Genomic DNA, 25,237 nt, shown 5'->3' on the forward strand with positions numbered 1-25,237 from the left:
GGGCAAGCACGGCGGGCAGGGTGGAGCGGTCTTGGGACGATGGGGAGGACACGATTTCTTGTTGTTCAACTCGGCCGGCGAGCCGAGGGCTGGAACGATGCCGGCACGGAATAGGGAAGCCGCAAGTGTAGTGGAAGGTGGGGTGCGGGGCACACCGCGGGATGGGTGGAGTCTGGTTGCGCGGAACGACGCTGATCCGCTACCGGGGCAATTCACTTGGGGCCACGGCTACTGCGCCTCCGCGCTCCGCGCCGGCCCCGGTTGCGTTTCCCCGTTCTGTTCGATCTGCCTGGCCTTGCGCATCCCGCGCAGATTGAGCGCGGCCAGCGCGAACTGCAGCACCACCAGGGCGTAGGCGCTGGTGTGCAGGCCCCATACGACCCACAGCGCGTTGCTCAGCAGGAAGATCCAGAAGCCGATCTTCCGGCGCGTGGCGACTCGCGAACCGATCAGCCAGGTGGCCGCGACGGTGATGGCCATCGCGGGCCATTGCAGCATGTCGATCCAGTCCATCGCCTCTCCCGGTTGCGTGCCGGCCCATGCGGGCCAAACGTGGCCAGCATAGGCGGGCGCGGCGATGTCAGGACACCGGCGTCGGGCCGCATCGGCTGTCAGCCGATTCCGACAGCGACGCCGTTCGCACCTGCGATCAGCTGGCGAAGGTGACGTAGCCCTCGGGCGAGATCGGCCAGGCGGGGTTGTAGGCGACTTCCCAGAGATGTCCGTCCGGATCGGCGAAATAGCCGGAATAGCCGCCCCACGGCAAGGCGCGCGCCGGCGATACCAGTGCCGCGCCGCTGGCGACTGCCTGCGCGATCAACCGGTCCACTTCCTCGGGCGATTCGACGTTGTGGCCGAGCGCAGAGCCGCGCGCGCCCGGGCTCGATGGACCATGGATTTCCGCTTCGAATGAGCTCTTGTTCCACAGGCCGACGATAAAGCCGTTGAACTGGAAGAACGCGATATCGCCGTTGTCGAATACCGGCGACCAGCCCAGTCCACCGCAATAGAACGCCTTGGCGCGGTCGAGATCGGCGACGGGCAGGGTAACGACGGAGATGCTCTGTTTCATGATGGCCTCGCTGAATGGGCGGAACGGCATGCCGATGCGGCAGCCGGACCAGCGTCGAACGAAAGGCATCGCCGCAACAAGCGGGCAGGGATCGAGGCGGCAGACGAAGTGGACGCGCGCGACCCAGCCCGCTCGCACGCGGGCGAAGGTCGCGGGTCGGCGGGCGCCGACAGAACTCCGGGAGCCGGAGCGGGCGGACTAACCGATACCGCCGCTGTCTTTTTCGACCGTGCGATTTTAGCGCTTGGCGGTGGCGATACGGGCAAATCCTGCTTGCCTTTGCCTCCAATGTCCGGGCGGCGGCGTGGCTTTACATTTGCCGACCTCGTGCCTTAAATGTTCCGCACCAGCGCCCTCCGCCGATCCCGCCTTCCACCCTCATCCCTCGCAGGTCGCAGACCGATCGATCCGGGCACACACACCACGTGATGGCCATCACCCCGCCACCGCGCGGCCTCCAGGCCGGACAGCCTGTCGAGGACGCTGCGTCCAGAGCAAGACGAGAGGTGCGCCATGACCAGTGCGAGCAGGGAAACCATCGACCAATGGAAGTCGGGGATGCGGGGAGCAGTGTTGCAGGCCGACGATCCCGGTTATGAGGAAGCGAGAAAGGTGTGGAATGCCACGGTGGATTGCCGGCCGACAGCGATCGCGCGCTGTGCCGGCGCCGCCGACGTGATCAGCGCGATCGGCTTTGCCGCAACACATGGCATGCGCGCGGCGGTGCGGGGCGGCGGCCACAACATTGCCGGCACGGCGGTCTGCGACGAGGGGCTGGTGCTCGATTTATCCGGCATGCGGTCGGTCGTGGTCGATCCGCAGGCACGGGTCGCCTGGGTCGAGCCCGGTGCGACGCTGGCCGATTTCGACCACGAGGCGCAGGCATTCGGGCTGGCGACGCCGCTGGGCATCAATTCGACGACCGGCGTTGCGGGGCTGACGTTGGGCGGCGGTTTTGGCTGGATCAGCCGCAAATATGGGACGACGGTGGACAACCTGCTCGGCGCGCACATGATCACCGCCGATGGAAGGCACCACCGTGTCGATGCCGACAACGATCCCGACCTGTTCTGGGCCATCCGGGGCGGCGGCGGCAACTTCGGCGTGGTCACGCAGTTCGAGTTCGAGCTGCATCCGGTCGGCCCCGAGATCTACGGCGGCCTGGTGGTGTACCCGTTCGAGCAGGCCGCACAGGTGTTTCCGCGCTATCGCGACTTCATGGACGCCGCCCCGGACGAGCTCACGGTATGGGCCGTGTTCCGGCTGGCGCCGCCGCTGCCCTTCCTGCCGGCCGAGGTGCACGGCAAGCCGGTGATGGTGCTGGCCAGCTGCTATATCGGCCCGTCGGCGCAAGGTGCCGGCGCCATCGCGCCGATCCGCGAATTCGGTCAGCCCTATGGCGAGCATCTGGGGGCGATGCCCTATGCCGCCTGGCAGAAGGCCTTCGATCCGCTGCTGACGCCGGGCGCGCGCAATTACTGGAAGTCGCACAATTTCTCGCGGCTCGACGACGGCATGCTGGCCGTGCTGGAAGACGGGCTGGCGACGTTGCCATCGCCGGAATGCGAAATCTTCATCGGAGCGCTGGGCGGACGGGTCGGCCGCGTGCCGGTCGATGCCACCGCCTATGCGCATCGCGACGCCAACTTCGTGATGAATATCCACGGCCGTTGGCAGCAGGCCGACGACGACCAGCGCTGCATCCAGTGGACGCGCGGCCTGTTCGAGGCGCTGACGCCATTCGCGCTGGGAAGCGTCTACGTGAATTTCCTGACGCAGGACGAAACGGCGCGGGTCGATGCGGCGTATGGCGCCAACTATGCGCGGCTGGCGCAGATCAAGCGCGAATACGATCCGGACAATCTGTTCCGCGGCAACCAGAACATCCGTCCGGCGCAATAAGGCGTCGCGCACGTCGGCGCGCATGAAGTGTCACCATCGCGCTGCCCGACGCCGTGCGTGACGCGGCCTAGCCCGTCGCCATCCGCGGCGGCCTAGGCCGCGTGACGACGGCGAACGCGATCTGCGCGAGGCCGGCGGCCAGGCCCAGCGATACGCCGACCTGCCATGCCAGCGTGTACGAGCCGAGCGCGTCGAACAGCAGGCCGCCGCCGAAGGCGCCGACGAAGCTGCCGATCTGGTGGCTGAAGAACGCCACGCCGCCCAGCATCGCCTGCCAGCGCAGCCCGAAGGTCTCCGCGATCCAGCCGGCAACCAGCGGTGCCACGCCGAGCCACAGGAAGCCCATCACCGCGGCGAACAGCAGCGTGCTTTCCGGCGTCGGCGCCGACGAGAAGTACCAGATCAGCGCCAGCGAGCGCAGCGTGTAGATCCCGCCGAGCAGCAGCAGCTTGTTGACGCGCCCGCCGGCCCAGCCGAAGAACAGGCTGCCCAGCACATTGAAGCCGCCGATCACGCCGAGCGCCTGCGCGCTCAGCATCGCGTCCATGCCGCAGACATCGAGATAGGACGGCAGATGCGTGGTCAGGAAGACCAGCTGCATGCCGCAGACGAAGTACGCCAGCGCCATCACGAGGAAGGGCGCATGGCGCAGCGCGGTCCCCAGCGCCTGTCGGGCGTTCTGTTCGATGCCGCTCGGCGACACCGGCGCCGGCAGCCGGTCGACCCGGCCGGCGAACCACGCGGCCGGCAGCATCGCCAGCGCCAGCACGACGAAGGCGACCATGCCGACGCGCCAGCCGTAGCCCTGCGCTACGACCTGTCCGATCGGCGCGGCGATCAGCGCGCCCAGCGACCCCGCGGCCGACACGATGCCCAGCACCGTGCTGCGCAGCGTCGGCGAGATCGGGCGGGCGGCGACCGCCATCGCGATCGCGCTGCCGGTGCAGGCCATCGAGGCGCCGATCGCGACGCCGGCGCCCAGCGTGACGCCGATCATCCCTTCGGCCCCGGCAAGCAAGGCCAGCCCCAGCACATAGAGCGAGGCCCCGCTCATCATCAGCGGGCGAAAGCCCACCCGCACCGCCCACGCGCCGGCGATCGGCTGCAGCAATCCCCAGGCGAGGTTCTGCACCGCGATCGCGACGGTGAAGTCCGATACCGAGATGCCGATATCGCGCGTCAGCGGCGGCATGAAGATGCCCAGGCTTTGCCGCAGGCCCATCGCCAGGCTCAGCATCACGGAGGCGCCGATCAGGATCGGCAGGGCGGGGCGCAGCTCGCTGAGCAGCGAGGGGTTCAGGCGGGAGGAAGGCACGGCGGGGCTGTCTCGGCGAGTCTTGTCGTTATGGGTATGGAGGAACTGCGTGGCCCGGAAGGGCTTGCGGCGCGGCGGCGCGAGGCGGCGGGCGGGGCATGTCCAGGGACGACCGAGCGTAAGTCCGTCCATTCGGGGGTGTCAATTTTTCTCAAAGACGGACCGCGGCGGCCGCATCGTGGAACGAGCGCAGCAGCGGCGTGCGGCACGGAAATTGCTGCCGCCGCTCTGACATGACCTCCACGCTGCCCGACTCCATCCGGCGCCTGCTGCGCGAGCGCTTCGACATCCAGCAGCTGCGCCCCGGCCAGGCCGAAGTCATCGACAGCGTGCTCAAGGGGCACGACACGCTGGCGGTGATGCCGACTGGCAGCGGCAAGTCGCTGTGCTACCAGGTACCGGCGCTGTGCCTGGACGGCCTGACAGTCGTCGTCTCGCCGCTGATCTCGCTGATGCAGGACCAGGCCGAGAAACTCGAAGGGCTCGAGTTGGGCCCGGCGGTCGTCAACAGCGCGGTCGGCGATGCCGCCGCCGATGCCGCGCTGGACAGCGTCGCCCGCCGGGACGAGCGGATCGTGCTGACCACGCCGGAACAGCTGCAGGACCCCGAGGTCATCGCGTCGATCCAGCGCAATCGCGTCGCCCTGCTGGTCGTCGACGAAGCGCACTGCATCTCGCAATGGGGCCATGATTTCCGGCCGGCGTATCTCGGCATTCCCGAGGCGGTACGCGCGCTCGGACGGCCGCCGGTGCTCGCGCTGACGGCGACCGCCACCGACGCGCTGATCCACGACATCGCCGCGCAGCTGGACCTGCAGTCGCTGTGCGTGGTCAAGGCCGGCCTGTACCGGCCCAATCTGATCTATGCGGTCCAGCATGTCGCCGGCGACGACGAGCGGCTCGCGCAGGTACGCAGCCTCGTCGCGCGCGAGAAAGGCGCCGGCATCGTCTACACGGCCACGGTGCGCGAAGCCGAGCGGCTGCATGCGGGCCTGAAGGAGGCAGGGCAGCAGGTGGCGCTGTATCACGGCCGCTGCACCGCGGCGCAGCGCCGCGACAGCCAGGCAGCCTTCATGACCGGCGAATGCCGCGTGATGGTCGCCACCAATGCGTTCGGCATGGGCATCGACAAGCCCGACGTCCGCTTCATCATCCATGCCCAGCTGCCGGGCAGCCTCGATGCCTACTACCAGGAGACCGGCCGTGCCGGCCGCGACGGCGAGCCGGCGCGCTGCACGCTGCTGCATGACGAACGGGACAAGCGAGTCCAGCAGTTCTTCCTGTCGAACCGCTATCCCGGCGCCGATACGCTCGAACAGATCGTCGCGCAGATGCGGGACATCGATGCCGCCGAACCGCTGTCGCTCGACGCGCTGCATCAACGGCTGCCGAACGTGGCCCGGCGCAAGCTTCAGGTCGCGCTGACGATGCTGTGCGAGGCCGATGTCGCCCACCGTCACAAGGACGGCCGCTACAGCCGCCAGCCCGGCAAGAGCGACGCCCAGGCGGTGCGGACCATCGCAGCGCAGTACGCCGAACGCAGCGACAAGGACCGCGCCACGCTCGAGGCCATGCTGCACTATGCGCGCAGCGGCCGCTGCCGCTGGGCGATGCTGCTGGAGTACTACGGCGAGCACGGCGGCCCGGAGCGCTGCGGCACCTGCGACAGCTGCGTGCGGGCGGCCGAGGCCGCGCGCCATCCGGTCGAGCCGCTGCCCGAATCGAAGCGCGGCGCGAGCGCCCCGCGTTTCGCCGAAGGGGACAGGGTGCGCGCGCGCCGCCATGGCGTCGGCACCGTGGTCGCGACCACGCGCGAACGCGTCGATGTGCGCTTCCCGGATGGCACGGTCCGCCGCTTCGTGCCGCGCTATCTGAAGCGCGAGGCCCAGGCGGCAAGCCCTGCTACATGACAAAACCGTCAGGCTGGCGCCAGCGGCCTGACCGGCATGGACGGCTAGCATCGGTGCCGCCCGATGTATTCCGATTCCCGCCATGCCCGCCGATCCCACCTTCGCCGCATCGCCCTCGCCGGCTGCACCGGTTTCGTCTCTTCCCTGCAGGCTGCGCGCCACCTCGCTGGTCCTGCTGACGGCACTGACCGTGGCCGCCTGCGGCAGGGGGGAGGCCCCCGCCGCCGCCCGGACCCCCGAGGTCGCCTATGTCACGCTGCAGCCCCAGCCGGTGACGCTCAGCACCGAACTGCCCGGCCGCACCGTGGCCTACCGCGTCGCCGAGGTCCGGCCGCAGGTCGACGGCATCATCCTGAAGCGGCTGTTCAAGGAAGGCAGCGAGGTCCGGCAGGGTCAGCAGCTGTACCAGATCGATCCGTCCACCTACCAGGCCGCGCACGCCAGCGCCGCCGCAACGCTCGAGTCGGCCCGGCAGACCGCACAGCGCTACGAGCGGCTGGCACGCGAGCGGGCGGTCAGCCAGCAGGAATACGAGCAGGCGCGAGCGGCCTGGCTGACGGCGCAGGCGGCGGTGGACCGCGCCGCGATCGACCTGCGCTACACCCGGGTGCTGGCGCCGATCTCCGGGCGCATCGGCCGCTCCTTCGCCAGCGAGGGCGCGCTCGCCACCAACGGCCAGGCCAACGCGCTGGCCACCGTGCAGCAGCTCGATCCGATCTATGTCGATGTCACGCAGCCCTCGTCCGCGCTGCTGGGCCTGCGCCGCGATCTCGCGGCCGGTCGTCTGGAAGCGGCGGGGGAGAACGCGGCCCGCGTGCGGCTGATCCTCGAAGACGGCAGCGAGTACGCCGAGCCCGGCCGGCTGGAGTTCACCGAGGTGGGGGTGGACACCGGCACCGGCTCGGTGACCTTGCGCGCGGTGTTTCCCAATCCGCGGCACGAGCTGCTGCCGGGCATGTTCGTGCGCGCGCGGATGCAGCAGGGCGTGCGCCCGGCCGCCATGCTGGCGCCGCAGCGCGGCGTGACGCGCGACGCGAAGGGGCAGGCCACGGCGCTGCTGGTCAATGCGAACGACGAGGTCGAACTGCGCCGGATCGACGCCGAACGCGTGATCGGCGACAACTGGCTGGTCAGCGGCGGCCTGCAGCCGGGCGAGCGCCTGATCGTCGACGGGCTGCAGTTCGTGCGGCCGGGCATGAAGGTGCGTGCGCTGCCGCTGGCGGGGGCAGCGCCGGCCAGCGCGCCCGCCTCCGCAGTCGCGGCCCCCCCGGCGCGCGCCGCCGTCTCGCAGCGTTGAACGGAGCGCCCCGATGTCCCGCTTCTTTATCGAACGCCCGATCTTCGCCTGGGTCATTGCGCTGGTGATCATGCTGGCGGGCGCGCTGTCGATCGGCGCGCTGCCGGTCAGCCAGTATCCGGCCATCGCGCCGCCGACCATCGCGATCCAGGTCAACTACCCCGGTGCGTCGGCGCAGACCGTGCAGGACACCGTGGTGCAGGTCATCGAACAGCAGCTCAATGGGCTGGACCGGCTGCGCTACATCTCGTCCGAGAGCAACGGCGACGGCAACATGACCATCACCGTCACCTTCGAGCAGGGAACGAACCCGGACATCGCGCAGGTGCAGGTCCAGAACAAGCTGCAGCTGGCCACGCCGCTGCTGCCGCAGGAGGTGCAGCAGCAGGGCATCCGCGTGACCAAGTCGGTGCGCAACTTCCTGATGATCGTCGGCGTGGTGTCGAGCGACGGCAGCATGACGCGCGAGGACCTGGCCAACTACATCGTGTCGAACATCCAGGACCCGCTGTCGCGCACGCCGGGCGTCGGTGACTTCCAGGTGTTCGGCGCGCAGTACGCGATGCGGATCTGGCTCGATCCGGCCAGGCTGACCGCCTACCAGCTGACGCCGTCGGACGTCCGCGCCGCGATCCAGGCGCAGAACGTGCAGGTCGCTTCGGGCCAATTGGGCGGGCTGCCATCGGTCGCCGGCCAGCAGCTGAACGCGACAGTGGTCGGCAAGACGCGCCTGCAGACGCCCGAGCAGTTCCGCGAGATCCTGCTCAAGGTCAACGGCGACGGCTCGCAGGTCCGGCTCAAGGATGTGGCCGAGGTCGGCCTCGGCGGCCAGGATTACAACATCAACGCGCAGTACAACGGCCGCCCCGCCTCCGGCATCGCGATCCGGCTCGCCAGCGGCGCCAACGCGCTCGATACCGCCAAGGCGATCCGCGCAACGCTGGGCGAGCTGGAGCCGTTCTTCCCGCCGGGCATGCAGGTGGTCTATCCGTACGACACCACGCCGGTGATCTCCGCGTCGATCGAGGGCGTGGTGCGCACGCTGCTCGAAGCCGTGGTGCTGGTGTTCCTGGTGATGTATCTGTTCCTGCAGAACGTCCGGGCTACGCTGATTCCGACCATTGCGGTCCCGGTGGTGCTGCTCGGCACCTTCGGCGTGCTGGCGGCGTTCGGCTATTCGATCAATACGCTGACGATGTTCGGCATGGTGCTGGCGATCGGGCTGCTGGTCGACGATGCCATCGTGGTGGTCGAGAACGTCGAGCGGCTGATGGCCGAGGAAGGACTGCCGCCGAAGGAGGCGGCGCGCCGGTCGATGGGGCAGATCCAGGGCGCGCTGGTCGGCATCGCGCTGGTGCTGTCGGCGGTGTTCCTGCCGATGGCGTTCTTCGGCGGTTCGGCCGGCGTCATCTATCGGCAGTTCTCGATCACCATCGTGTCGGCGATGGTGCTGTCGGTGCTGGTCGCACTGGTGCTGACGCCGGCGCTGTGCGCGACGATGCTGCGCCCGCTGCCAAAACATGGCGATGGACATGGACACGGCGCGCCCAGGCGCGGCCCGCTGGGCTGGTTCAATCGCGGCTTCGAAGCCGCCACGCGCGGCTACGAGCGCGGCGTGGTGGCGGTGCTCAATCGGCGCGGCCGCTACTTCGCCGTCTACCTGCTGATCCTGGCGCTGGCGGCGTGGATGTTCACGCGGATCCCGACCTCGTTCCTGCCGGACGAGGACCAGGGTGTGCTGTTCGCGCAGGTGCAGACGCCGCCGGGCGCGTCGGCGCAGCGCACGCAGCAGGTGCTCGACCGGCTGCGCGACTATCTGCTGCAGGAAGAGGGCGGCGTGGTGCAGTCGCTGTTCACCGTCAACGGCTTCAATTTCGCCGGCCGCGGACAAAGTTCCGGCTTCGCCTTCGTGCTGCTCAAGCCGTGGCACGAGCGCATCGGCGAGGCGACCAGCGTGTTCGATCTCGCCCGGCGCGCGCAGGCGCGGTTCAGCGGCATGCGCGATGCGATGGCCTTTGCCTTCGTGCCGCCCGCCGTGATGGAGCTGGGCAACGCGACCGGCTTCGACGTCTATCTGCAGGACCGTGCCGGCGTTGGGCGCGGGGTGTTGATGCAGGCGCGCGACCGCTTTCTGCAGCTCGCCGCCCAACGTCCCGAATTGCAGCGGGTACGGATGAACGGGCTGAACGACGAGCCGCAATATCGGCTGGAGATCGACGACGAGAAGGCGCGCGCGCTCGGCGTGTCGCTGGCCGAGATCAACAGCACGGTGTCGATCGCCTGGGGCTCGAGCTACGTCAACGATTTCATCGACCAGGGCCGCGTCAAGCGCGTCTATCTGCAGGGCCGGCCCGATGCGCGAATGCATCCCGATGACCTCGCCAAATGGTTCGTGCGCAACGACCGCGGCGCGATGGTGCCCTTCACCGCGTTTGCCAGCGGCAGCTGGGGCCATGGCTCGCCCAAGCTGCAGCGCTACAACGGCGTGGCGGCAATCCAGATCCTGGGCGAGCCGGCGCCGGGCCACAGCTCCGGCGAGGCGATGGCCGCGGTCGAGGCCATCATGGCGCAGATGCCGGCCGGCGTCGGCCATTCGTGGAGCGGGCTGTCTTACGAGGAGCGGCTCTCGGGCGCGCAGGCACCGGCGCTGTATGCGCTGTCGCTGCTGGTGGTGTTCCTGTGCCTGGCCGCGCTGTACGAGAGCTGGACCATTCCGTTCTCGGTGATGCTGATCGTGCCGCTGGGCATCGTCGGCGCGCTGGCGGCGACGCTGCTGCGCGGGCTGCCCAACGATGTGTTCTTTCAGGTCGGCCTGCTGACGACGATGGGGCTGTCGGCCAAGAACGCCATCCTGATCGTCGAGTTCGCCAAGGCGCTGCACGACCAGGGCAAGGGCATCGTCGAGGCCGCGATCGAGGCAAGCCGCATGCGCTTGCGGCCCATCGTGATGACATCGCTGGCCTTCGTGCTCGGCGTGGTGCCGCTGGCGACGTCGGTCGGCGCCGGCTCGGGCAGCCAGCATGCGATCGGCACCGGCGTGATTGGCGGCGTGATCACGGCGACGGTGCTGGCGATCTTCTGGGTGCCGCTGTTCTATGTCGCGGTGCACCGCTGGTTTGGCGGCCGGCGCGGCACGCCCGCCAGCGAAATTTCGACAAGGACCGCGTGAAGAACCTTACCGCCCGCGTATTTGTTACTCGCGGGTGCGACGCGCAGGCCCGGGCGCATCGGTGCCACCGCAGCCCGCGCCCCGCCCCACGCGCGCGCCGACAAGGTATTGCGGCCCCGGCTGCGCATCCGTATCGGCCAATGGCAGGCTTCTTGCAGCTTGACTCCAGACATCGTGACGTATGGAGGACACCATGGCACAGCAACGGCAGGGTGGGCAGGGCGGACAAGGCGGCGGTGCGAAACAGCAGAACCCCGCCACCGATCCGGCGCAGCGTCCCGATCCCGAGGGCGCCAATACCGATGAAACCGTACAGGCGGAGGAGCGCGCCGCGGGCGGCGTGTCCGGGAGCGGCAACACGCTGGGCGACGGCATGACCGCCGGCGGCGCGGAGAACGTCGAGGAGCGCAAGGTCTTCAAGCAGGAGGACCAGCAGGACCAGCAGGGTCAGCAGGGCAAGAAGCCGCAGGGCCCGGTGAAGATCGCTGTCGCGGGAGACGAACACGGGGACGAGGACGCAACCAGCCAGTAGGGCGCGATCGCATCGATCCATCGACGGGGGCCCTCACGTCCCGCGCGTCGGACGTCAGGCACCCACAGCAGAGGAGCATCCGATGAAAACCACCTGGGTCCTGGTGGCCGACGAGGCCATCGCCCGTATTCTCGAAGGGCACAAGCCCGGCCAGGAACTGGCCTGCATCGATGAACTGACCGACGCCGGGGCGCATGCCGACGCCGCCGACCTGCGTCGCGACGCGTACGGACGCCGCGCCGGTGCCGGAGCGGGCCCCGGCGCGGGGCCGGCGGTGGGCGGCGGGACCGGCCGCCAGCGTGCGCCGTCGAGCGTCACGTCGTCGGCCGGCGAGGACGAGCTGCATCTCGAGGCGGAGGGCTTTGCCCGCCGTGTTGCCGAGCATCTGGCCGACGCGCTGCAGAAGCAGCGCTACGACGAGCTGCGCATCGCCGCGGCCCCGCGTTTCCTGGGCCTGCTGCGCAAGCACCTGCCCGCGCAGGTCGCCAACGTGGTGACCGAGGAAGTCGACAAGGACCTGGTGCATCTGCCCGAGCGCGAACTGACCGAACGGCTGTTCGCGGCCAGGTTCGCCGGCGACCGGTCCGGCGGCCAGGCCGCGGGCTGAGCGCGAGGCCGCCATGCCGCGCCGCGCGGTGGGCGCGGTCCGTAACCTCTACGGACTGCTGAAGGACACGGTCAGCGCGTGGATCGACGACTACGCGCCCAGCATGGGCGCGGCGATTGCCTACTACACGGTGTTTTCGGTGGCGCCGCTGCTGCTGATCGTCATTTCGGTGGCGGGCGTGGTGTTCGGCGCCGAGGCGGCGCGCGGGGCCATCGTCACCGAGCTGCAGGGCTTTATCGGTACCGAGGGCGCGAAGGCGATCGAGGACATGCTCGCGGCCGTCAGCGAACCGGCCACCAGCACGCTGACGACACTGGCCGGTCTGGTCACGCTGCTGATCGGCGCGACCACGGTATTCGCGGAACTGCAGAGCGCGCTCGACCGCATCTGGCGCGTGCCGGAACGGCAGAAGAGTTCGGGACTATGGGGATTGCTGCGCGCGCGCGTGCTGTCGTTCGGCATGATCCTGGGCATCGGCTTCCTGCTGATCGTGTCGCTGCTGGCCAGCGCCGCGCTGGCGGCGCTGTCGCGCGGATGGGCGCCGCTGTTCGGCGAAGAAGAGGCCCTGGCCCATGCCGTCGATTTCGTCTTCAGCCTGGCGGTGATTACCACGGGCTTCGCGATGATCTACAAGATCATGCCGCGCGCCCGCGTGCGCTGGCCGGACGTCTGGCTGGGCGCGCTGGTGACCGCGCTGCTGTTTACGTTCGGCAAGTTCCTGATCGGCCTGTATATCGGCAAGACCGGCGTGGCCTCCGGCTACGGCGCCGCGGGCTCGCTGGTGGTGCTGCTGGTCTGGGTCTACTACTCCGCGCAGATCTTCCTGCTGGGGGCGGAATTCACCTGGCTGTACGCGCACCGCTACGGCTCGCTGCGCGGGCAGCAGCCGGCCGAGCGGACGGTGGCTGTCAAACCTGGCCGCTACGTCGAGCGGCAGGAGCTCAGGGGCCCGCCCGAAGGGCAGGGGCGGCACCAGGGGCCGTGAGCCCCATGTCGCCGAAGCACGCCAGGCAGTGCCACACCTTCTTCAGATCCTGAGAGTCGTGGTTGCCGCCGCGGGCCGCTTCGCCGATCAGCGCGGGCGTCAGCCAGCCGTCGCGTGCCAGCGCGCAGCCCAGTTCGACGTAGCGCGGGCCGCGATAGTCCGGGTGGCGGCGCAGCTCGTCAACCGACAGCATGAAGCCCGCATGCCATTCCAGCGCGCAAGGCAGTGCGCGTGCCATCGTCTCGACCTCCGTGCCGCGATAGCAGGGATCGAGCACCAGCGCCTCGACATCGCGCGCCAGCTCGACCGGCCCGTGCACCTGTGCCTCGATATAGTCGTCCAGTGGATCCGGCTGCGGCGTGGCTGCCAGCGCCATCAGGCCCATGCGCTCGGCCACGCCGAACGCGGTGGGCTCGTAGACGCTGTCGGGATAGCAGAAGGTGGTGCGGCCCAGCACCGCGCCGGTCAACCGCAGATGCGCCGAGCCGAAGCGCGGCGAGCCCCCGGTCGCGCGGCGACGGAAATTCAGTGCGCCGTACTTCGGGCGCTCGGCCGGCGCGGCGTCATCGTAGGCACCGCCGAACAGCCGGCTCTCCCACTGCCAACGGTCGCCTCCGGGATGCGCGGTCAGGCCGCCATTGCTGGTGCCGGTCTCGAACTGCGAGCGATAGACCCCGTCGTTGGCGAGCGCCTGCAGGAACGGCATGCCGTGGTGCAGGCGGTCGGGATGGAAATTGAGCGTGACGCGCAGCGTCGGGTCGACCGGCTCGCCGAGGCTGCGTGCGGCGACATGGGCGAGGGCGCGCGCCTGCGGAGAATCCGGGGGCGGCACCCATGCATTGCGGGCATCGATGGCGTGGACGGGCATGACGGTCGCTCGGCGTTCGGCTTGCTTGCGGCTTGATCTTGCGCTCACCGCGTCGGCGCTCACTGCGCGCCTTGCATTCTAACGTCGCCGATGTCGATGCCGATGCCGATGCCTGTCCTTCGTCCCATCAAGCCTGCATGCCGTCCAGCACCTTGTCCAGCGTCAGCGGATAGCTGCGCAGCCGGATGCCGGTCGCGTTGAACACGGCGTTGGCCAGCGACGCTCCCGCCCCGCAGATGCCGAGCTCGCCGACGCCCTTCGCCCCGAGCGGATTGGCCTTGTCGTCGTATTCGTCGAGAAACACCGCGTCGATGGCCGGGATGTCCGCGTGCGCCGGCACGTGGTAGCCGGCCAGGTCGCGGTTGACGAAGGCGCCATAGCGCGGGTCCACCATGGTCTCTTCCATCAGCGCCGCGCCGACGCCCCAGATCATGCCGCCGATCATCTGCGAGCGCGCCGTCTTCGGGTTCAGGATGCGGCCGGCCGCGAACACGCCGAGCATGCGCCGCAGCCGGATTTCGCCGCTATCGATGTCGACGCCGACCTCCGCGAAATGCGCGCCGTAGGCGTGCTGCGAGTAGGTCTGATATTCCGGGCCGCGCTGCACTTCGCCGATGACGCCGAGACCGTCCGGCATCGCACGGGCCAGCAGCGCGCCGACCGGCTCCGATCTGCCGCCGGCATGCAGGCGGCCGTCCGCCAGGCGAGCCTGCGCCGGGTCGGTGCCGAACAGCGGCGAGGCACGGTCGGCCGAGGCGACTTCCGCCAGCCGGCGGCACAACGCCGCGCAGGTATTGAACACCGCCGAGCCGGTGCTGGCCGCGCCCCACGAGCCGCCCGAGCCCGGCGTCGGCGGGAAGTCGCTGTCGCCCATCTCGACCTGCACCGCCTGCAACGGCAGCCCCAGCGATTGCGCCGCGATCTGCGTCAGGATCGTATAGGTGCCGGTGCCGATATCGGTCATCGACAGCCGCACGCGTGCGGTGGCATCGCGGTACAGCGTGACCTCGGCCTTCGACGCCTGCAGGTAGTTGGGCCGGATCGCCGCCGACATGCCGTAGCCGATCAGCCAGCGTCCATCGCGCATATTGCCCGGCGTCGTCGGCCGGCGCGACCAGCCGAAGCGCTCGGCGCCCTCGCGCATGCAAGCGACCAGTCCGCGCGTGGAGAACGGAACGTTGCGCTCGGGATCGACACGGGGCTCGTTGCGGATGCGCAGCTCGATCGGGTCCATCCGCAGCGCATGCGCCAGCTCGTCGACCGCGCACTCCAGCGCCAGCGCGCCCGGGGCCTCGCCCGGCGCGCGCATGATGTCCGACGGCGGCAGGTCCAGCCGCACCAGCCGATGGCTGGTGCGCCGGTTCGGCGCCGCATACAGCGAGCGCGTAAAGGCCGCGGTCTGCTCGGCGAATTCGTCGTACATCGCGGTCTGCTCGATGACGTCGTGCGCCAGCGCCGTCATGCGGCCATCGCGGCCTGCGGCCAGGCGGATGCGCTGGCGCGTTTCGGTGCGATGGTTGGTGTTGGCGAACATCTGCTGCCGCGTCAGTGCGACCTTGACGGGCCGGCCCGTCATGCGCGCGCCGATCGCGGCCAGGATTGCGTCGGCATGGGTCGGCACCTTGGAGCCGAAGCCGCCGCCGACATGCTTGCATACGACGCGCACGTTCCCGGTCGGCAGATTCAGCGTGCGGGAGACCGCGATCCGGCAGGTGTCGACCATCTGCGTCGAGGTGTGGATCAGCAGCCGGTCGCCGGACCACTGCGCGATGGTGCCGTGCGGCTCCATCGGGTTCACGTGTTCGTACGGGGTCGTGTAGGTGGCATCGATCCGCACCGGCGCGGCGGCAAACGCGGCATCGAAGTCGCCGACCGCGGTGTCGTGCGGCATGCCGGCATTGATGCCGTCCGGCACGTAGGCGTTGCGCAGCTCGGCCGTCATGTCGAACTTGCCGCCCCATTCCGGCGCGTAGCGGACCCGTACGCGCGCGGCAGCGTCGCGCGCGGCCTCAAACGAGTCGGCGATCACCAGCGCGACCGGCTGGCCGTAGTGGCGCACCTGGTCGCTGTCGAGCATCGGCTTGGGCCGCTCGAAGCGCCGCGCCACCTTGGGCGGACCATAGGGGGACTGGGCCGGCGCGTTGCGATGGGTGACGATCAGGATCACGCCGGGCATCTGCGCCGCATCCTCGGTATCGATGGCGGCGATGCGGCCGCGCGCGATCGTGCTTTCAACCAGATAGCCGTAGGCGAGCGGGCCATTGGGCACGTGATCGCAGGCGTAGACCGCCCGGCCCGTGACCTTGAGGCGCCCCTCGACCCGATCGACCGGCGCACCGATCCATTGCTGGCCGGCGTTCTGGCCCATGCTCCACGCCGTGTTCTGGCGCTGCTGAAGTTCATCCATGGTGGGCTCCGTCGCCTTGCGATGCCTGCGTCAGGCTGGCCTGCAATACCCGCCTGGCCAGCGGAATCTTGAAGTCGTTGCCGCCGAAGCCGCGGGCGCCGGCCAGCGCCGCATCGGCGGCCCGGGCGAACAGCTGCGCCGACGGCGCCTTGCCGGTCAGCATGGCCTCGGCCTCCGGCACCCGCCAGGGCCGGTGCGCGATGCCGCCGAAGGCCGCGCGCACGTTCTGCAGGCGGCCGCCTTCGGCCTGCGCGATCAGTGCCACCGACACCAGCGCGAAAGCGAACGACGCGCGGTCGCGCACCTTGCGGTACGACTGCACGCCGGGCGGGGGCGGCGGCAGTACGACTGCACCGATCAGCTCGCCGGGCGCCAGATCGGTTTCCAGATGCGGTGTCTGTCCCGGCGCGCGATAAAGCTGGTGGATCGGGATGACGCGCATGCGCCCATCGGGCTGCACGGTCTCGATGCGCGCGTCGAGCGCGCTGAGCGCGACCGCCATGTCGGATGGATGCACGGCGATGCAGGCCTCGCTGTGGCCGATCACCGCATGCATGCGGTTGCTGCCGCGCAGCGCCGCGCAGCCCGAACCGGGCTGCCGCTTGTTGCACGGCATTGCCGTGTCATAGAAGTAGGGGCAGCGCGTGCGCTGCAGCAGGTTGCCGGCAGTGGTGGCCTTGTTGCGGATCTGCGCTGACGCGCCCGACAGCAGCGCGCGCGTCAGCAGCGGATAGCGTTCGCGCACCAGCGGATGGGCCGCCAGATCGCTGTTGCGCACGGTCGCGCCGATGCGCAGCGTGCCGTCGGCACCGGCCTCGATGCGCTGCAGCGGCAGCGCATTGACGTCGACCAGCCGAGCCGGCCGCTCGATCTGCAGCTTCATCAGGTCCAGCAGATTGGTGCCGCCGGCGATGAAGCGCGCGTCGGGCTGCGACGCGGACGCGATCGCGTCGCGCAGCGCCGTCGGGCGCTCGTAGCTGAATGGCATCATCGCTGGCTCCCGGCCGCGCTGCGGATCGCGGCGACGATATTCGGATAGGCGCTGCAGCGGCACAGGTTGCCGCTCATGCGCTCGCGCACTTCGGCCTCGCTCAGGTCCTGCAGCGATACCGTGCGGGCGCCGCCCAGGTCGGCGCTGGCATGGCTGGGCACGCCGTCCGCGACCTCGCGCAGCATGCCGACCGCGGAGCAGATCTGCCCGGGCGTGCAGAAGCCGCACTGGAAGCCGTCGCGCGCGATGAAGGCGGCCTGCACCGGATGCAGTTGCCCGTTGCGCTCCAGCCCCTCGATCGTCGTGATCTCGTCCTGCTGGTGCATCACCGCCAGCGTCAGGCACGCGTTGATGCGCCGGCCGTTCAGCAGCACCGTGCAGGCGCCGCATTGCCCGTGGTCGCAGCCCTTTTTGGTGCCGGTCAGATGCAGCGACTCGCGCAGCGCATCGAGCAGCGAGGTGCGGACATCGAGCGCGAGCCGATGGCGTTTGCCGTTGACCGTCAGCGTGACCGGTGCGTTCGGGGTGCCGCCGGCAGCCGGCATCGGCTCGCTGGCGGCGGCGCCTGCCGTTTGCGCGCAGGACGGAGCGGCCGGCAATACCGTGATGCCGCCTGCGGCCACCGTGGTGCCGAGAAACGCGCGCCGGCTGAGCCGCGGCGTGCCTGTATCGTCGTTGCGATGTCTCATCTGTGGGCTCCCGAGTCGAGGTGGCGGGGCGCGATGCTGGCGTCGATGGATCGGGGAGGAACCGGCACGGCAGCAGCGCGATCGGGCGCAGTTTGCGCAATCGCTCGAACGGCCGGTAGCCTCGGCGCGGTTGAAACCTCTTCAACCGAATGGCGGGGAACGAGGCGGGGCCTGGGGTTGGCGGCGATGGCGTCAGCGCATCGTCACGGCGCTGTCAGCGTGCTGACAGTTTCGGGTCAGCGGCCTGTCAGCGCGTTGCCGCGATACTGCAGCCAGGATGCCGCCGGGCGCGACGCGGGGGCGATCGAGCCCCACGCGGCGGGCGGCACTTGCCCCCAACTCGACCCGCACCGACAGGATGGCGCGATGGACCGCTTGCGAGCGCTGACCGTATTCGTGCGCGTGGCCCAGGCCCGCAGCTTCAGCCAGGGCGCGCGCGAACTGGGCATGACGCCGCAGGCCGCCAGCAAGCAGGTGATGCTGCTGGAACGGATGCTCGGCGTGCGGCTGCTGCACCGTACCACGCAGAAGGTCGGGCTGACCCGCGAAGGCGAGTTGCTGCTGGCGCAGTGCCAGCGCCCCGTCGAATCGCTCGAGGTGGCGCTGCGCCATATCGATGGCGACCGCGAGCAGGTGGCGGGCGTGGTGCGCGTCGCGGCGCCGTATTCGCTGGCGCGCAGCTATGTCGCGCCCGCGGTCGGCGAATTCGTGCAGGCCTATCCCGACGTCGCGGTCGAACTGATGGTTGGCGACCATCTGACCGACGTGATCGAGCAGGGCATCGATATCGGGCTGCGCACCGGCACGCTGCCCGACAGTTCGCTGGTCGCGCGGCGCATCGCGCCGCTGCAGCTGATCGTCTGCGCGGCGCCGGCCTATCTGGAACGGCACGGTGTGCCGAAGCGCATCGCCGAGCTGGAGCGGCATCGCTGCACCAGCTTCCTGCATCCGCGCACGGGCAAGGTGTTTCCCTGGGAATTCCTGGTCGATGGGGCGATCGAGACGCGCATCTTCGCGCCGTTCGTCGCGACCAACGATGTCGATGCCGAGGTCGAGGCGGTGGCCAGCGGCGCCGCGATCGGGCAGTTCTTCCAGTATGCGGTGGCGCAGCATCTGCGCGCCGGGCGGCTGGTGCCGGTCCTGCCGCAGCATGTCACCGAGCGCTACGGCGTGTTCCTGTACATGCCGGCACGGGCGCATGTGCCCCGGCGCAACCGCCTGCTGGCGGATTTTCTGGTGCAGACGCTGGCCGGACATCAGGATTTCCGGCGGCTTGCGCTGGAGATTCCGCCCTTGCGGCGGCGCGCCTGAACGACGCGCCGCCGCGGTTGCACTACGCGGCTGGCCTTACGACGCCGGACAAGGCAGTGCCGCCGCGATCTGCGGCCGGCCTTGGGCGATGGCCGGCGAATCGTCCGCGCCCACCGTGTTGTCGGTGAACCGGCAGCCGTAATCCGGCCGCGCCACCGTGGCCGCGTCGAGCACGTCGTCGCCCGCGGGTCTCGGGCCGCCCTGATCCCACTGCACCATCGCGTCGAACGCCGCCTTCTGCTCGGCCACGGTGAAGTCGCAATGGCTGACGCCGCGGATCGCCCGCTGCACCAGCCACTGCGCGGTGCCCTGCGCATCGGCCCGCCGCTTGTAGATCTGCTGCATGCTGAACGGCACGTACATGTCGCCGAGCGTATGCAGCGTGACGACCGGCACGTTGATGCGCGCGTTGGCCTTCGGGATCCAGCGCAGTCCGTCGCGCCGCAGGCGATTGGCCTCGGGGTCGGCCCGGGCGCGCAGGATGGTGTCGTTCAGCGTGGTCTCCTCGGCGGACAGCGCCGGATCGCTGTCGAGCTGATACACGATGCTGGTGGTCGACACGCCGTTGCGGTTCAGGATGCCGTTGATGGTGCCGTCGCCGCCGAACGTGCCCCACACCGTGTTCTGCACCGGGCCGGCAAAGCCCTGATCGAACATGGGGCGGGCGCCGCCGGTCAGGTTCTGCACGATCGCCTTGACCTTGTCGCCCTGCGCGGTGGTCGCGCTCGGGAACGTGGTGAACAGCGCGTCGCGTACCGCCGGTGCGATCTCGGCCCAGTTGGTCACCGGCCACGCCGTCGCCGGACGCCCCGCATACTGCTGCGCCGCCAGCTGATAGGCCGCGAAGTAGTCGAACAGTTCGGTGTCGCCCATCACGCCGCACATCGGCACCGCGCCGTGATAGCGGACCTTGTTGTTGGCGGTATCGAGCGTTTCCTGGTCGACGGCCGCGGCGGCGATATGGCCGCCCATCGAGTGGCCGACGATGTAGATGCGGCTGGGCGGCGCGAGCGGGCGCCGGTTCTGCGCGGCGATCTGCACGAAGGCCAGCGCCAGCGCATTGGTGTCCTCGACGCCGGCGCGCACGTCGTAGTAGTTCTTGCTGTAGCTTGACGCCGCCCACGCATAGCCGGCCTCGATCAGATGGCGGCGGATGCTCGGCGTGGTGACGCCCAGTGCCGCGCCGGTGCCGGCATAGCCGTGCGCGTACATCACCAGCTTGCCGTTCCACTGCTTCGGAACCTCGATCCGATAGCCGGAGCCCTTCAGCGTGCCGGTCCAGCGGTCGGTCTCCGGGGCGTTGGGCAGTGCCTCGAAGGCGAGGGCGGCTTCGTTGACGGTGAAGGTGCGGCTGTCCTGGGCGCGGGTCTCTTCCGGCTGGCGCGGGGGATCGTCGTCGTCCCCGCCGCAGCCGGCGAGCGGCAATGCGGCGGCCAACGCCAGCGCCAGGGCGGCGCGCGTGGTGAGCTGCATGGTTGTCTCCTCGTTATCTCGTTGTCGATTTCGGGAGGCCTTCGCCTTCATGCCGCACTGCCACATCGCTTCGTCACGAAAACGAACGACCGTGCACGAAGTCTAAAGACGAGGAGACAAAAAGTAAAAGAAAAGCCGCCCGATGTTTCGCGTAGCGAAATCAACGCCGGCGGCTTGGTCGTCGCCGCGGAAGCGCGGACGACGGTGAAAGATGCAGCTGTTCAGCCGCGCTTCGGAATTTCGAGGCCGCGGATCACCGCCGGCCGCGCGACAAAGGCGTCGAGCACGCGTTGCACCTGCGGGAAATCGTCGAAGCCGACGAGCTCGCGGGCCTCGTAGAAACCGATCAGGTTGCGGATCCACGGGAAGGTCGCGACATCGGCGATGGTGTACTGGTCCCCCATGATCCAGTCGCGGCCCGCCAGATGTTTGTCGAGCACGCCCAGCAGGCGCCGGGATTCGGCGACGTAGCGGTCGCGCGGGCGCTTGTCCTCGTATTCCCGGCCGGCGAACTTGTGGAAGAAGCCGAGCTGGCCAAACATCGGGCCGACGCCGCCCATCTGGAACATCACCCACTGGATGGTCTGGTAGCGCGCCGCTGGATCGGCGGGCAGCAGCTTGCCGGTCTTCTCGGCCAGGTACAGCAGGATCGCGCCGGATTCGAACAGGGCCAGCGGCTTGCCGCCCGGGCCGTCCGGATCGAGGATGGCCGGAATCTTGTTGTTCGGATTCAGCGACAGGAATTCCGGCGACAGTTGATCGTCGGTGTCGAATCGCACCAGGTGCGGCTCGTAGGGGAGCCCGATTTCCTCCAGCATGATCGACGCCTTGACGCCGTTGGGCGTCGGCAGCGAATAGAGCTGCAGCCGGTCGGGATGTTGGGCGGGCCATTTACGGGTGATCGGGTATGCGGAAAGATCGGGCATGGTTCCTTGGGTTGGGCTTGAGCCTGGGCTGGACAGGGCGCTCGCCGCCACGGCGGGCACACGCGATCATAAGCGCATTGGCGGCCGGGCGCCGGGGCGGCGCCTGGCGCGGACGTCGGCGGATCGTCGGTCTGGGCCGCCGGCCGTTTTGGTACGATGCACGCTTCCCGAATCCGCAGTACTCCGTGTGAAGCGTCTTTCCCTACTCAGCGCCGGCCATGCCGGCGAGCGCGCGCCATGATGCGCGACCGTCTGCGCAGCACCCTCGCCGACTGGCGTGCGCGGCTGCGCCGGCCCACCGGCCGCCAGATCGCCTGGGGCGTGGCCGCGGTGCCCGTCCTCTTTCTCGCCTATACGCTGGTGCTGGTGCCGTTCACGCCCGGCATCAGCGATATCCGCAAGGCCAAATCGGAACGGCCGGCCCAGGTGCTGTCGGCCGACGGCAAGCTGCTGGCCGAGTTCAAGCGCGCGAACCGCGACTGGGTGCCGCTGGACAAGATCTCGCCCAACGTGGTGGCGGCCTTGATCTCGACCGAGGACCACCGCTTCTACGAGCATTTCGGCCTGGACTGGCGGCGTACCGCGGCGGCGGCCTGGTACACGTTGTCCGGCGACCGGCAGGGCGGCTCGACGCTGACCCAGCAGCTGGCGCGCAATCTGTATCCGGAGGAGATCGGCCGCGCGGCCAGCGTGACGCGCAAGATCAAGGAAGCGATCACCGCGCTGAAGATCGAGGCGCTGTATTCGAAGGACGAGATTCTCGAGACCTATCTGAATACGGTGCCGTTCCTGTACAACGCGACCGGCATCGAGATGGCGGCGCGCACCTATTTCGACAAGCCGGCCGACCGCCTCGACGTACTCGAGAGCGCGACGCTGGTCGGCATGCTGAAAGGCACCAGCTACTACAACCCGGTGCTCAATCCCGAGCGCGCGGTCGAGCGCCGCAATACCGTGCTGGCGCAGATGGTCAAGCGCGGCAAGCTCAAGAGCGCGCAGTTCGAGGCGCTGAAGAAGCGCCCGCTGCGGATCGACTTCGAACGGCAGACGCCGGAGGAGGGGCCGGCGCCGCATTTCGCGCAGCAGCTGCGCAAGTGGCTGATCGACTGGGCCGACCGCAACGACTACAACATCTACACCGACGGACTGGTCGTCCATACGACCATCGACTCGCGGCTGCAGGCGATGGCCAACCAGGCGGTGGCGCGCCAGGGGGCGCGGCTGCAGGGCATCGCCGATGCCGCGTGGTCCCCGCGCGGCGGCTGGAGCGCGAACCGCGCGCTGGTCGAGGCCTTCATGCGCGAGACCGCCCAGTACCGGGCCGCGCGCGAGGCGGGTCTGAGCGATGCCGATGCGCTGGCGCAGCTGCGCAAGGACGGCGACGCGATGCGCAAGCTGCACGAGCAGAAGACGCGCATCCAGGCCGGCTTTCTTGCGCTGGATCCGCGCAGCGGCGAGATCCGCGCGTGGGTCGGCAGCCGCGACTTCGCCGACGATGCCTTCGACCACGTGCAGCAGGCGCGCCGCCAGCCCGGCTCGACCTTCAAGCCCTTCGTCTATGGCGCTGCCTTTGCGCAGGGCATCGGCCCGGACACGACGTTGCGCGACGAGGCGGTGGAGATCCGGCTGGCCGGCGGCGAGGTCTGGCGCCCGACCGACGGCGGTCCGCCGAGCGGGCGCGACCTGACGCTGCGCGACGGCCTCGTCTATTCGAAGAACACCATCACCGCGCAGCTGATGCAGCAGGTGGGCCCCGTGCGCGTGGCCAATCTGGCGCGGGCCATGGGCGTGCGGCAGAGCCGGCTCGATACCGTGCCGTCGCTGGCGTTGGGCACCAGTCCCGTGACGCTGAAGGAAATGGTCGCGGCTTACGGCACCATCGCCAACGGCGGCGCCTATCTGCAGCCGACCATGGTGACCCGCATCGAGGACCGCGACGGCCATCTGCTGGAGTCCTTCCGCCCGGCTTCGCCGGAGCGCGTGTTGCCGCCCGCCGTCGCCTACACGCTGCTCGATGTGATGCGCGATGTGGTCGATCGCGGCACCGGTGCCAGCATCCGCAGCCGCTATGGCATCCGTGCCGACGTCGCCGGCAAGACCGGCACCACGCAGGACAACGCCGATGGCTGGTTCATCCTGATGCATCCGCAACTGGTGGCCGGCGCCTGGGTCGGCTTCAACGACGCGCGCGTGACGCTGCGCAGCGACTACTGGGGCCAGGGCGCGCACAGCGCGCTGCCGATCGTCGGCGACGTGGTGAGCCGCGCCTTGCGAACGCGGACCATCGACCAGCGCGTGCGCTTCGAGAACCAGCAGCAGCCCGGCATGCTGGATCCTTGGCTCAAGTCGGTGGAAGGCTGGTGGGCGCGCACCTTCGGCCCCGCGTCGGAGCCCGAGGCGGCGGCCGAGGTCCACGTCGCGCCGGCACCGGCGGCGCGGCACGAGCCACCGGCCGACAGCGGCATGGCGTCCGAGCCCGAGGTCCTGGACCAGGCCGAGCCGGTACCGGTGCCGACCGATCCGCAGGCATCGGCGCCGTTCGGGGAACCGGTGCCCGGGTCCGGCCAGCCGGCATCGGCCGCGGCAGCGCCTGGGGCGATCAACGGAACGAACGGTGCGGCTGGCGCGGCCGGCACCAATGCGGGGCCGAATCCGGGGGGCTACCCGGGCATCTATCCGGGAGCGGCTGTCGGTACGGGCACCGGCGCGGGCACTGGCAGCGGCACTGGCACCGGCACTGGTACCGGCACTGGTACCGGCACTGGTACCGGCACCGGCACTGGTACCGGCAACCCCGCGCCGCCCGCGGTGCAGGGCAATGGCGCCGCGCAAGGCGCGGCCAACGGAGCGGCCGGGGCACGGCCATCGGCAACGTCGCCCACGCCGTCTGTTGCGCCGCTGCCGCAAGCGGCACCGCCCGCCGCGCCGTCGGCCCCGCCATCCACGCCGGCCGCACCGCCGGCCCCGGTTCCAACACCGGCCCCGGCACCGCCGGCTACCAACGGCACGGCGAGCCCCAATGCCCCCGGCTGACCGCGGTAGTCGCCGCAGTGCCCCATGCGCTATGCTTGCGCGATTTGGTGAGGATAGGCGCGCACAATGGGCATCCTGAGCTTGAGCAACCTGGTCGCGGAGTTCCTGCTCGCGTTCTCCGCGCTGCTCAGTATCATCAACCCGTTCGGCATGGCCTTCGTGCTGTTCGACCGGACGCGCTTCCTGACCGTCGAGGAGCGCCGCAAGCTCAGCCGTCAGGTCGCGATCAATTCGCTGATCGTGCTGCTGGTGACGTTCTTCCTCGGCACCGCCATCCTCGGCTTCTTCGGCATCTCGCTGCAGGCGTTGCGCCTGGCCGGCGGCTTCGTGGTGGCGTTCAGCGGCTGGACCATGCTGAATGCGCCGACGCAGCCGGCCGAGAAGCGCATCGAGTCGGTCTCGACCGGCGATGTCACGCAGATGGCGTTTTTCCCGCTGACGATCCCGCTGACTACCGGTCCCGGGTCCATCGCCACCGCGATCGCGCTGAACGCCAGCCGCAGCCGCGAATGGCGCGATGCGATCGAGTCGGCGGTGGTGTCGGTGACGGTCAGCGTGGCGGTCGCGATCGTCGTCTACGTCGTCTACAGCCGCGCCGAGCTGCTGGCCCGCGTGCTCGGGCCGGAAGGCACCAATGTCGTCACGCGACTGTCGGCCTTCCTGCTGCTGTGCATCGGCGTGCAGATCATGATGACCGGCATCAGCGAATACCTGACGTCGTTGCCGGGCCTGGGCTGATCCGCGCGGCAG

General features: G+C 69.5%; 19 protein-coding genes. 10 read left to right on the forward strand and 9 right to left on the reverse strand.

The window, feature by feature from the left end; translation table 11 throughout:
• Positions 1-228 precede the first annotated feature (228 nt).
• Both F7Q96_RS00205 and F7Q96_RS00210 read right to left on the reverse strand, forming a co-directional pair.
• The gene (locus F7Q96_RS00205; protein ID WP_053824246.1) at positions 229-513 is read right to left on the reverse strand and encodes a hypothetical protein; all 285 of its coding nucleotides are present in this window, start codon (positions 511-513) and stop codon (positions 229-231) included.
• Positions 514-649: 136 nt separating this feature from the next.
• Positions 650-1,072 carry a VOC family protein gene (locus F7Q96_RS00210; protein WP_053824690.1) on the reverse strand — a complete coding sequence of 141 codons (423 nt, stop codon included), beginning with the start codon at positions 1,070-1,072 and terminating at the stop codon, positions 650-652.
• A gap of 513 nt (positions 1,073-1,585) precedes the next feature.
• Here F7Q96_RS00210 and F7Q96_RS00215 point away from each other — a divergent pair.
• A complete protein-coding gene (locus tag F7Q96_RS00215; RefSeq protein WP_053824245.1) occupies positions 1,586-2,974 on the forward strand; it encodes an FAD-binding oxidoreductase in 1,389 nt (462 codons plus the stop codon).
• 67 nt (positions 2,975-3,041) lie between these two features.
• Here F7Q96_RS00215 and F7Q96_RS00220 read toward each other — a convergent pair whose 3' ends face one another.
• A complete protein-coding gene (locus tag F7Q96_RS00220) occupies positions 3,042-4,211 on the reverse strand; it encodes an MFS transporter (RefSeq protein WP_226995085.1) in 1,170 nt (389 codons plus the stop codon).
• A gap of 311 nt (positions 4,212-4,522) precedes the next feature.
• Here F7Q96_RS00220 and F7Q96_RS00225 point away from each other — a divergent pair, with 311 nt between their 5' ends.
• The 6 genes from F7Q96_RS00225 to F7Q96_RS00250 all read left to right on the forward strand — a co-directional run bounded on the left by F7Q96_RS00225 (position 4,523) and on the right by F7Q96_RS00250 (position 12,789).
• Positions 4,523-6,199, forward strand: a complete 1,677-nt coding sequence (locus tag F7Q96_RS00225; RefSeq protein ID WP_053824244.1) for a RecQ family ATP-dependent DNA helicase — start codon at positions 4,523-4,525, stop codon at positions 6,197-6,199.
• Positions 6,200-6,281: 82 nt separating this feature from the next.
• Positions 6,282-7,496 (forward strand): efflux RND transporter periplasmic adaptor subunit, encoded by a 1,215-nt coding sequence (locus F7Q96_RS00230; RefSeq protein ID WP_151021884.1) that lies wholly within the window; start codon positions 6,282-6,284, stop codon positions 7,494-7,496.
• A gap of 13 nt (positions 7,497-7,509) precedes the next feature.
• Positions 7,510-10,665, forward strand: coding sequence for an efflux RND transporter permease subunit (locus tag F7Q96_RS00235; protein WP_053824688.1), 3,156 nt, complete (start codon positions 7,510-7,512; stop codon positions 10,663-10,665).
• A 193-nt stretch (positions 10,666-10,858) separates the two neighbouring features.
• Complete coding sequence (locus tag F7Q96_RS00240; RefSeq protein ID WP_144425976.1) at positions 10,859-11,197, forward strand: hypothetical protein; 339 nt, start codon at positions 10,859-10,861, stop codon at positions 11,195-11,197.
• Between the two features lie 82 nt (positions 11,198-11,279).
• A complete protein-coding gene (locus F7Q96_RS00245; protein WP_053824242.1) occupies positions 11,280-11,804 on the forward strand; it encodes a host attachment protein in 525 nt (174 codons plus the stop codon).
• 13 nt (positions 11,805-11,817) lie between these two features.
• Positions 11,818-12,789, forward strand: coding sequence for a YihY/virulence factor BrkB family protein (locus F7Q96_RS00250; RefSeq protein WP_082371799.1), 972 nt, complete (start codon positions 11,818-11,820; stop codon positions 12,787-12,789).
• Here F7Q96_RS00250 and F7Q96_RS00255 read toward each other — a convergent pair.
• The 4 genes from F7Q96_RS00255 to F7Q96_RS00270 form a co-directional block, all read right to left on the reverse strand.
• A complete protein-coding gene (locus F7Q96_RS00255) occupies positions 12,746-13,657 on the reverse strand; it encodes a DUF3626 domain-containing protein (RefSeq protein ID WP_053824241.1) in 912 nt (303 codons plus the stop codon). The genes F7Q96_RS00250 and F7Q96_RS00255 overlap by 44 nt on opposite strands.
• Before the next feature lie 127 nt (positions 13,658-13,784).
• Complete coding sequence (locus F7Q96_RS00260; protein WP_151021885.1) at positions 13,785-16,064, reverse strand: xanthine dehydrogenase family protein molybdopterin-binding subunit; 2,280 nt, start codon at positions 16,062-16,064, stop codon at positions 13,785-13,787.
• Complete coding sequence (locus F7Q96_RS00265; protein WP_053824240.1) at positions 16,057-17,055, reverse strand: FAD binding domain-containing protein; 999 nt, start codon at positions 17,053-17,055, stop codon at positions 16,057-16,059. The genes F7Q96_RS00260 and F7Q96_RS00265 overlap by 8 nt, the downstream gene beginning before the upstream one ends.
• Entirely contained in the window at positions 17,052-17,744 is a 693-nt protein-coding gene (locus F7Q96_RS00270; protein ID WP_053824239.1) for a 2Fe-2S iron-sulfur cluster-binding protein, read from the reverse strand. Before F7Q96_RS00270 ends, F7Q96_RS00265 begins: the two co-directional genes overlap by 4 nt.
• Before the next feature lie 366 nt (positions 17,745-18,110).
• Here F7Q96_RS00270 and F7Q96_RS00275 point away from each other — a divergent pair, with 366 nt between their 5' ends.
• The gene (locus F7Q96_RS00275; RefSeq protein ID WP_053824238.1) at positions 18,111-19,055 is read left to right on the forward strand and encodes a LysR family transcriptional regulator; all 945 of its coding nucleotides are present in this window, start codon (positions 18,111-18,113) and stop codon (positions 19,053-19,055) included.
• 36 nt (positions 19,056-19,091) lie between these two features.
• Here F7Q96_RS00275 and F7Q96_RS00280 read toward each other — a convergent pair whose 3' ends face one another.
• Positions 19,092-20,528, reverse strand: a complete 1,437-nt coding sequence (locus F7Q96_RS00280) for an alpha/beta hydrolase family protein (protein WP_053824237.1) — start codon at positions 20,526-20,528, stop codon at positions 19,092-19,094.
• A gap of 221 nt (positions 20,529-20,749) precedes the next feature.
• Entirely contained in the window at positions 20,750-21,454 is a 705-nt protein-coding gene (locus F7Q96_RS00285) for a glutathione binding-like protein (RefSeq protein WP_053824236.1), read from the reverse strand.
• 237 nt (positions 21,455-21,691) lie between these two features.
• On the opposite strand from F7Q96_RS00285, the gene F7Q96_RS00290 reads away from it, so the two are divergent.
• Together F7Q96_RS00290 and F7Q96_RS00295 are read left to right on the forward strand one after the other, a co-directional pair.
• Positions 21,692-24,487 carry a penicillin-binding protein 1A gene (locus tag F7Q96_RS00290; RefSeq protein ID WP_211923490.1) on the forward strand — a complete coding sequence of 932 codons (2,796 nt, stop codon included), beginning with the start codon at positions 21,692-21,694 and terminating at the stop codon, positions 24,485-24,487.
• Positions 24,488-24,553: 66 nt separating this feature from the next.
• On the forward strand, positions 24,554-25,225 hold the full coding sequence (locus F7Q96_RS00295) for a MarC family protein (RefSeq protein ID WP_006578648.1): 672 nt from the start codon (positions 24,554-24,556) through the stop codon (positions 25,223-25,225).
• Positions 25,226-25,237: the final 12 nt, after the last annotated feature.

It is taken from the genome of Cupriavidus gilardii (assembly GCF_008801915.1).
Classification (GTDB): Bacteria; Pseudomonadota; Gammaproteobacteria; order Burkholderiales; family Burkholderiaceae; genus Cupriavidus; species Cupriavidus gilardii.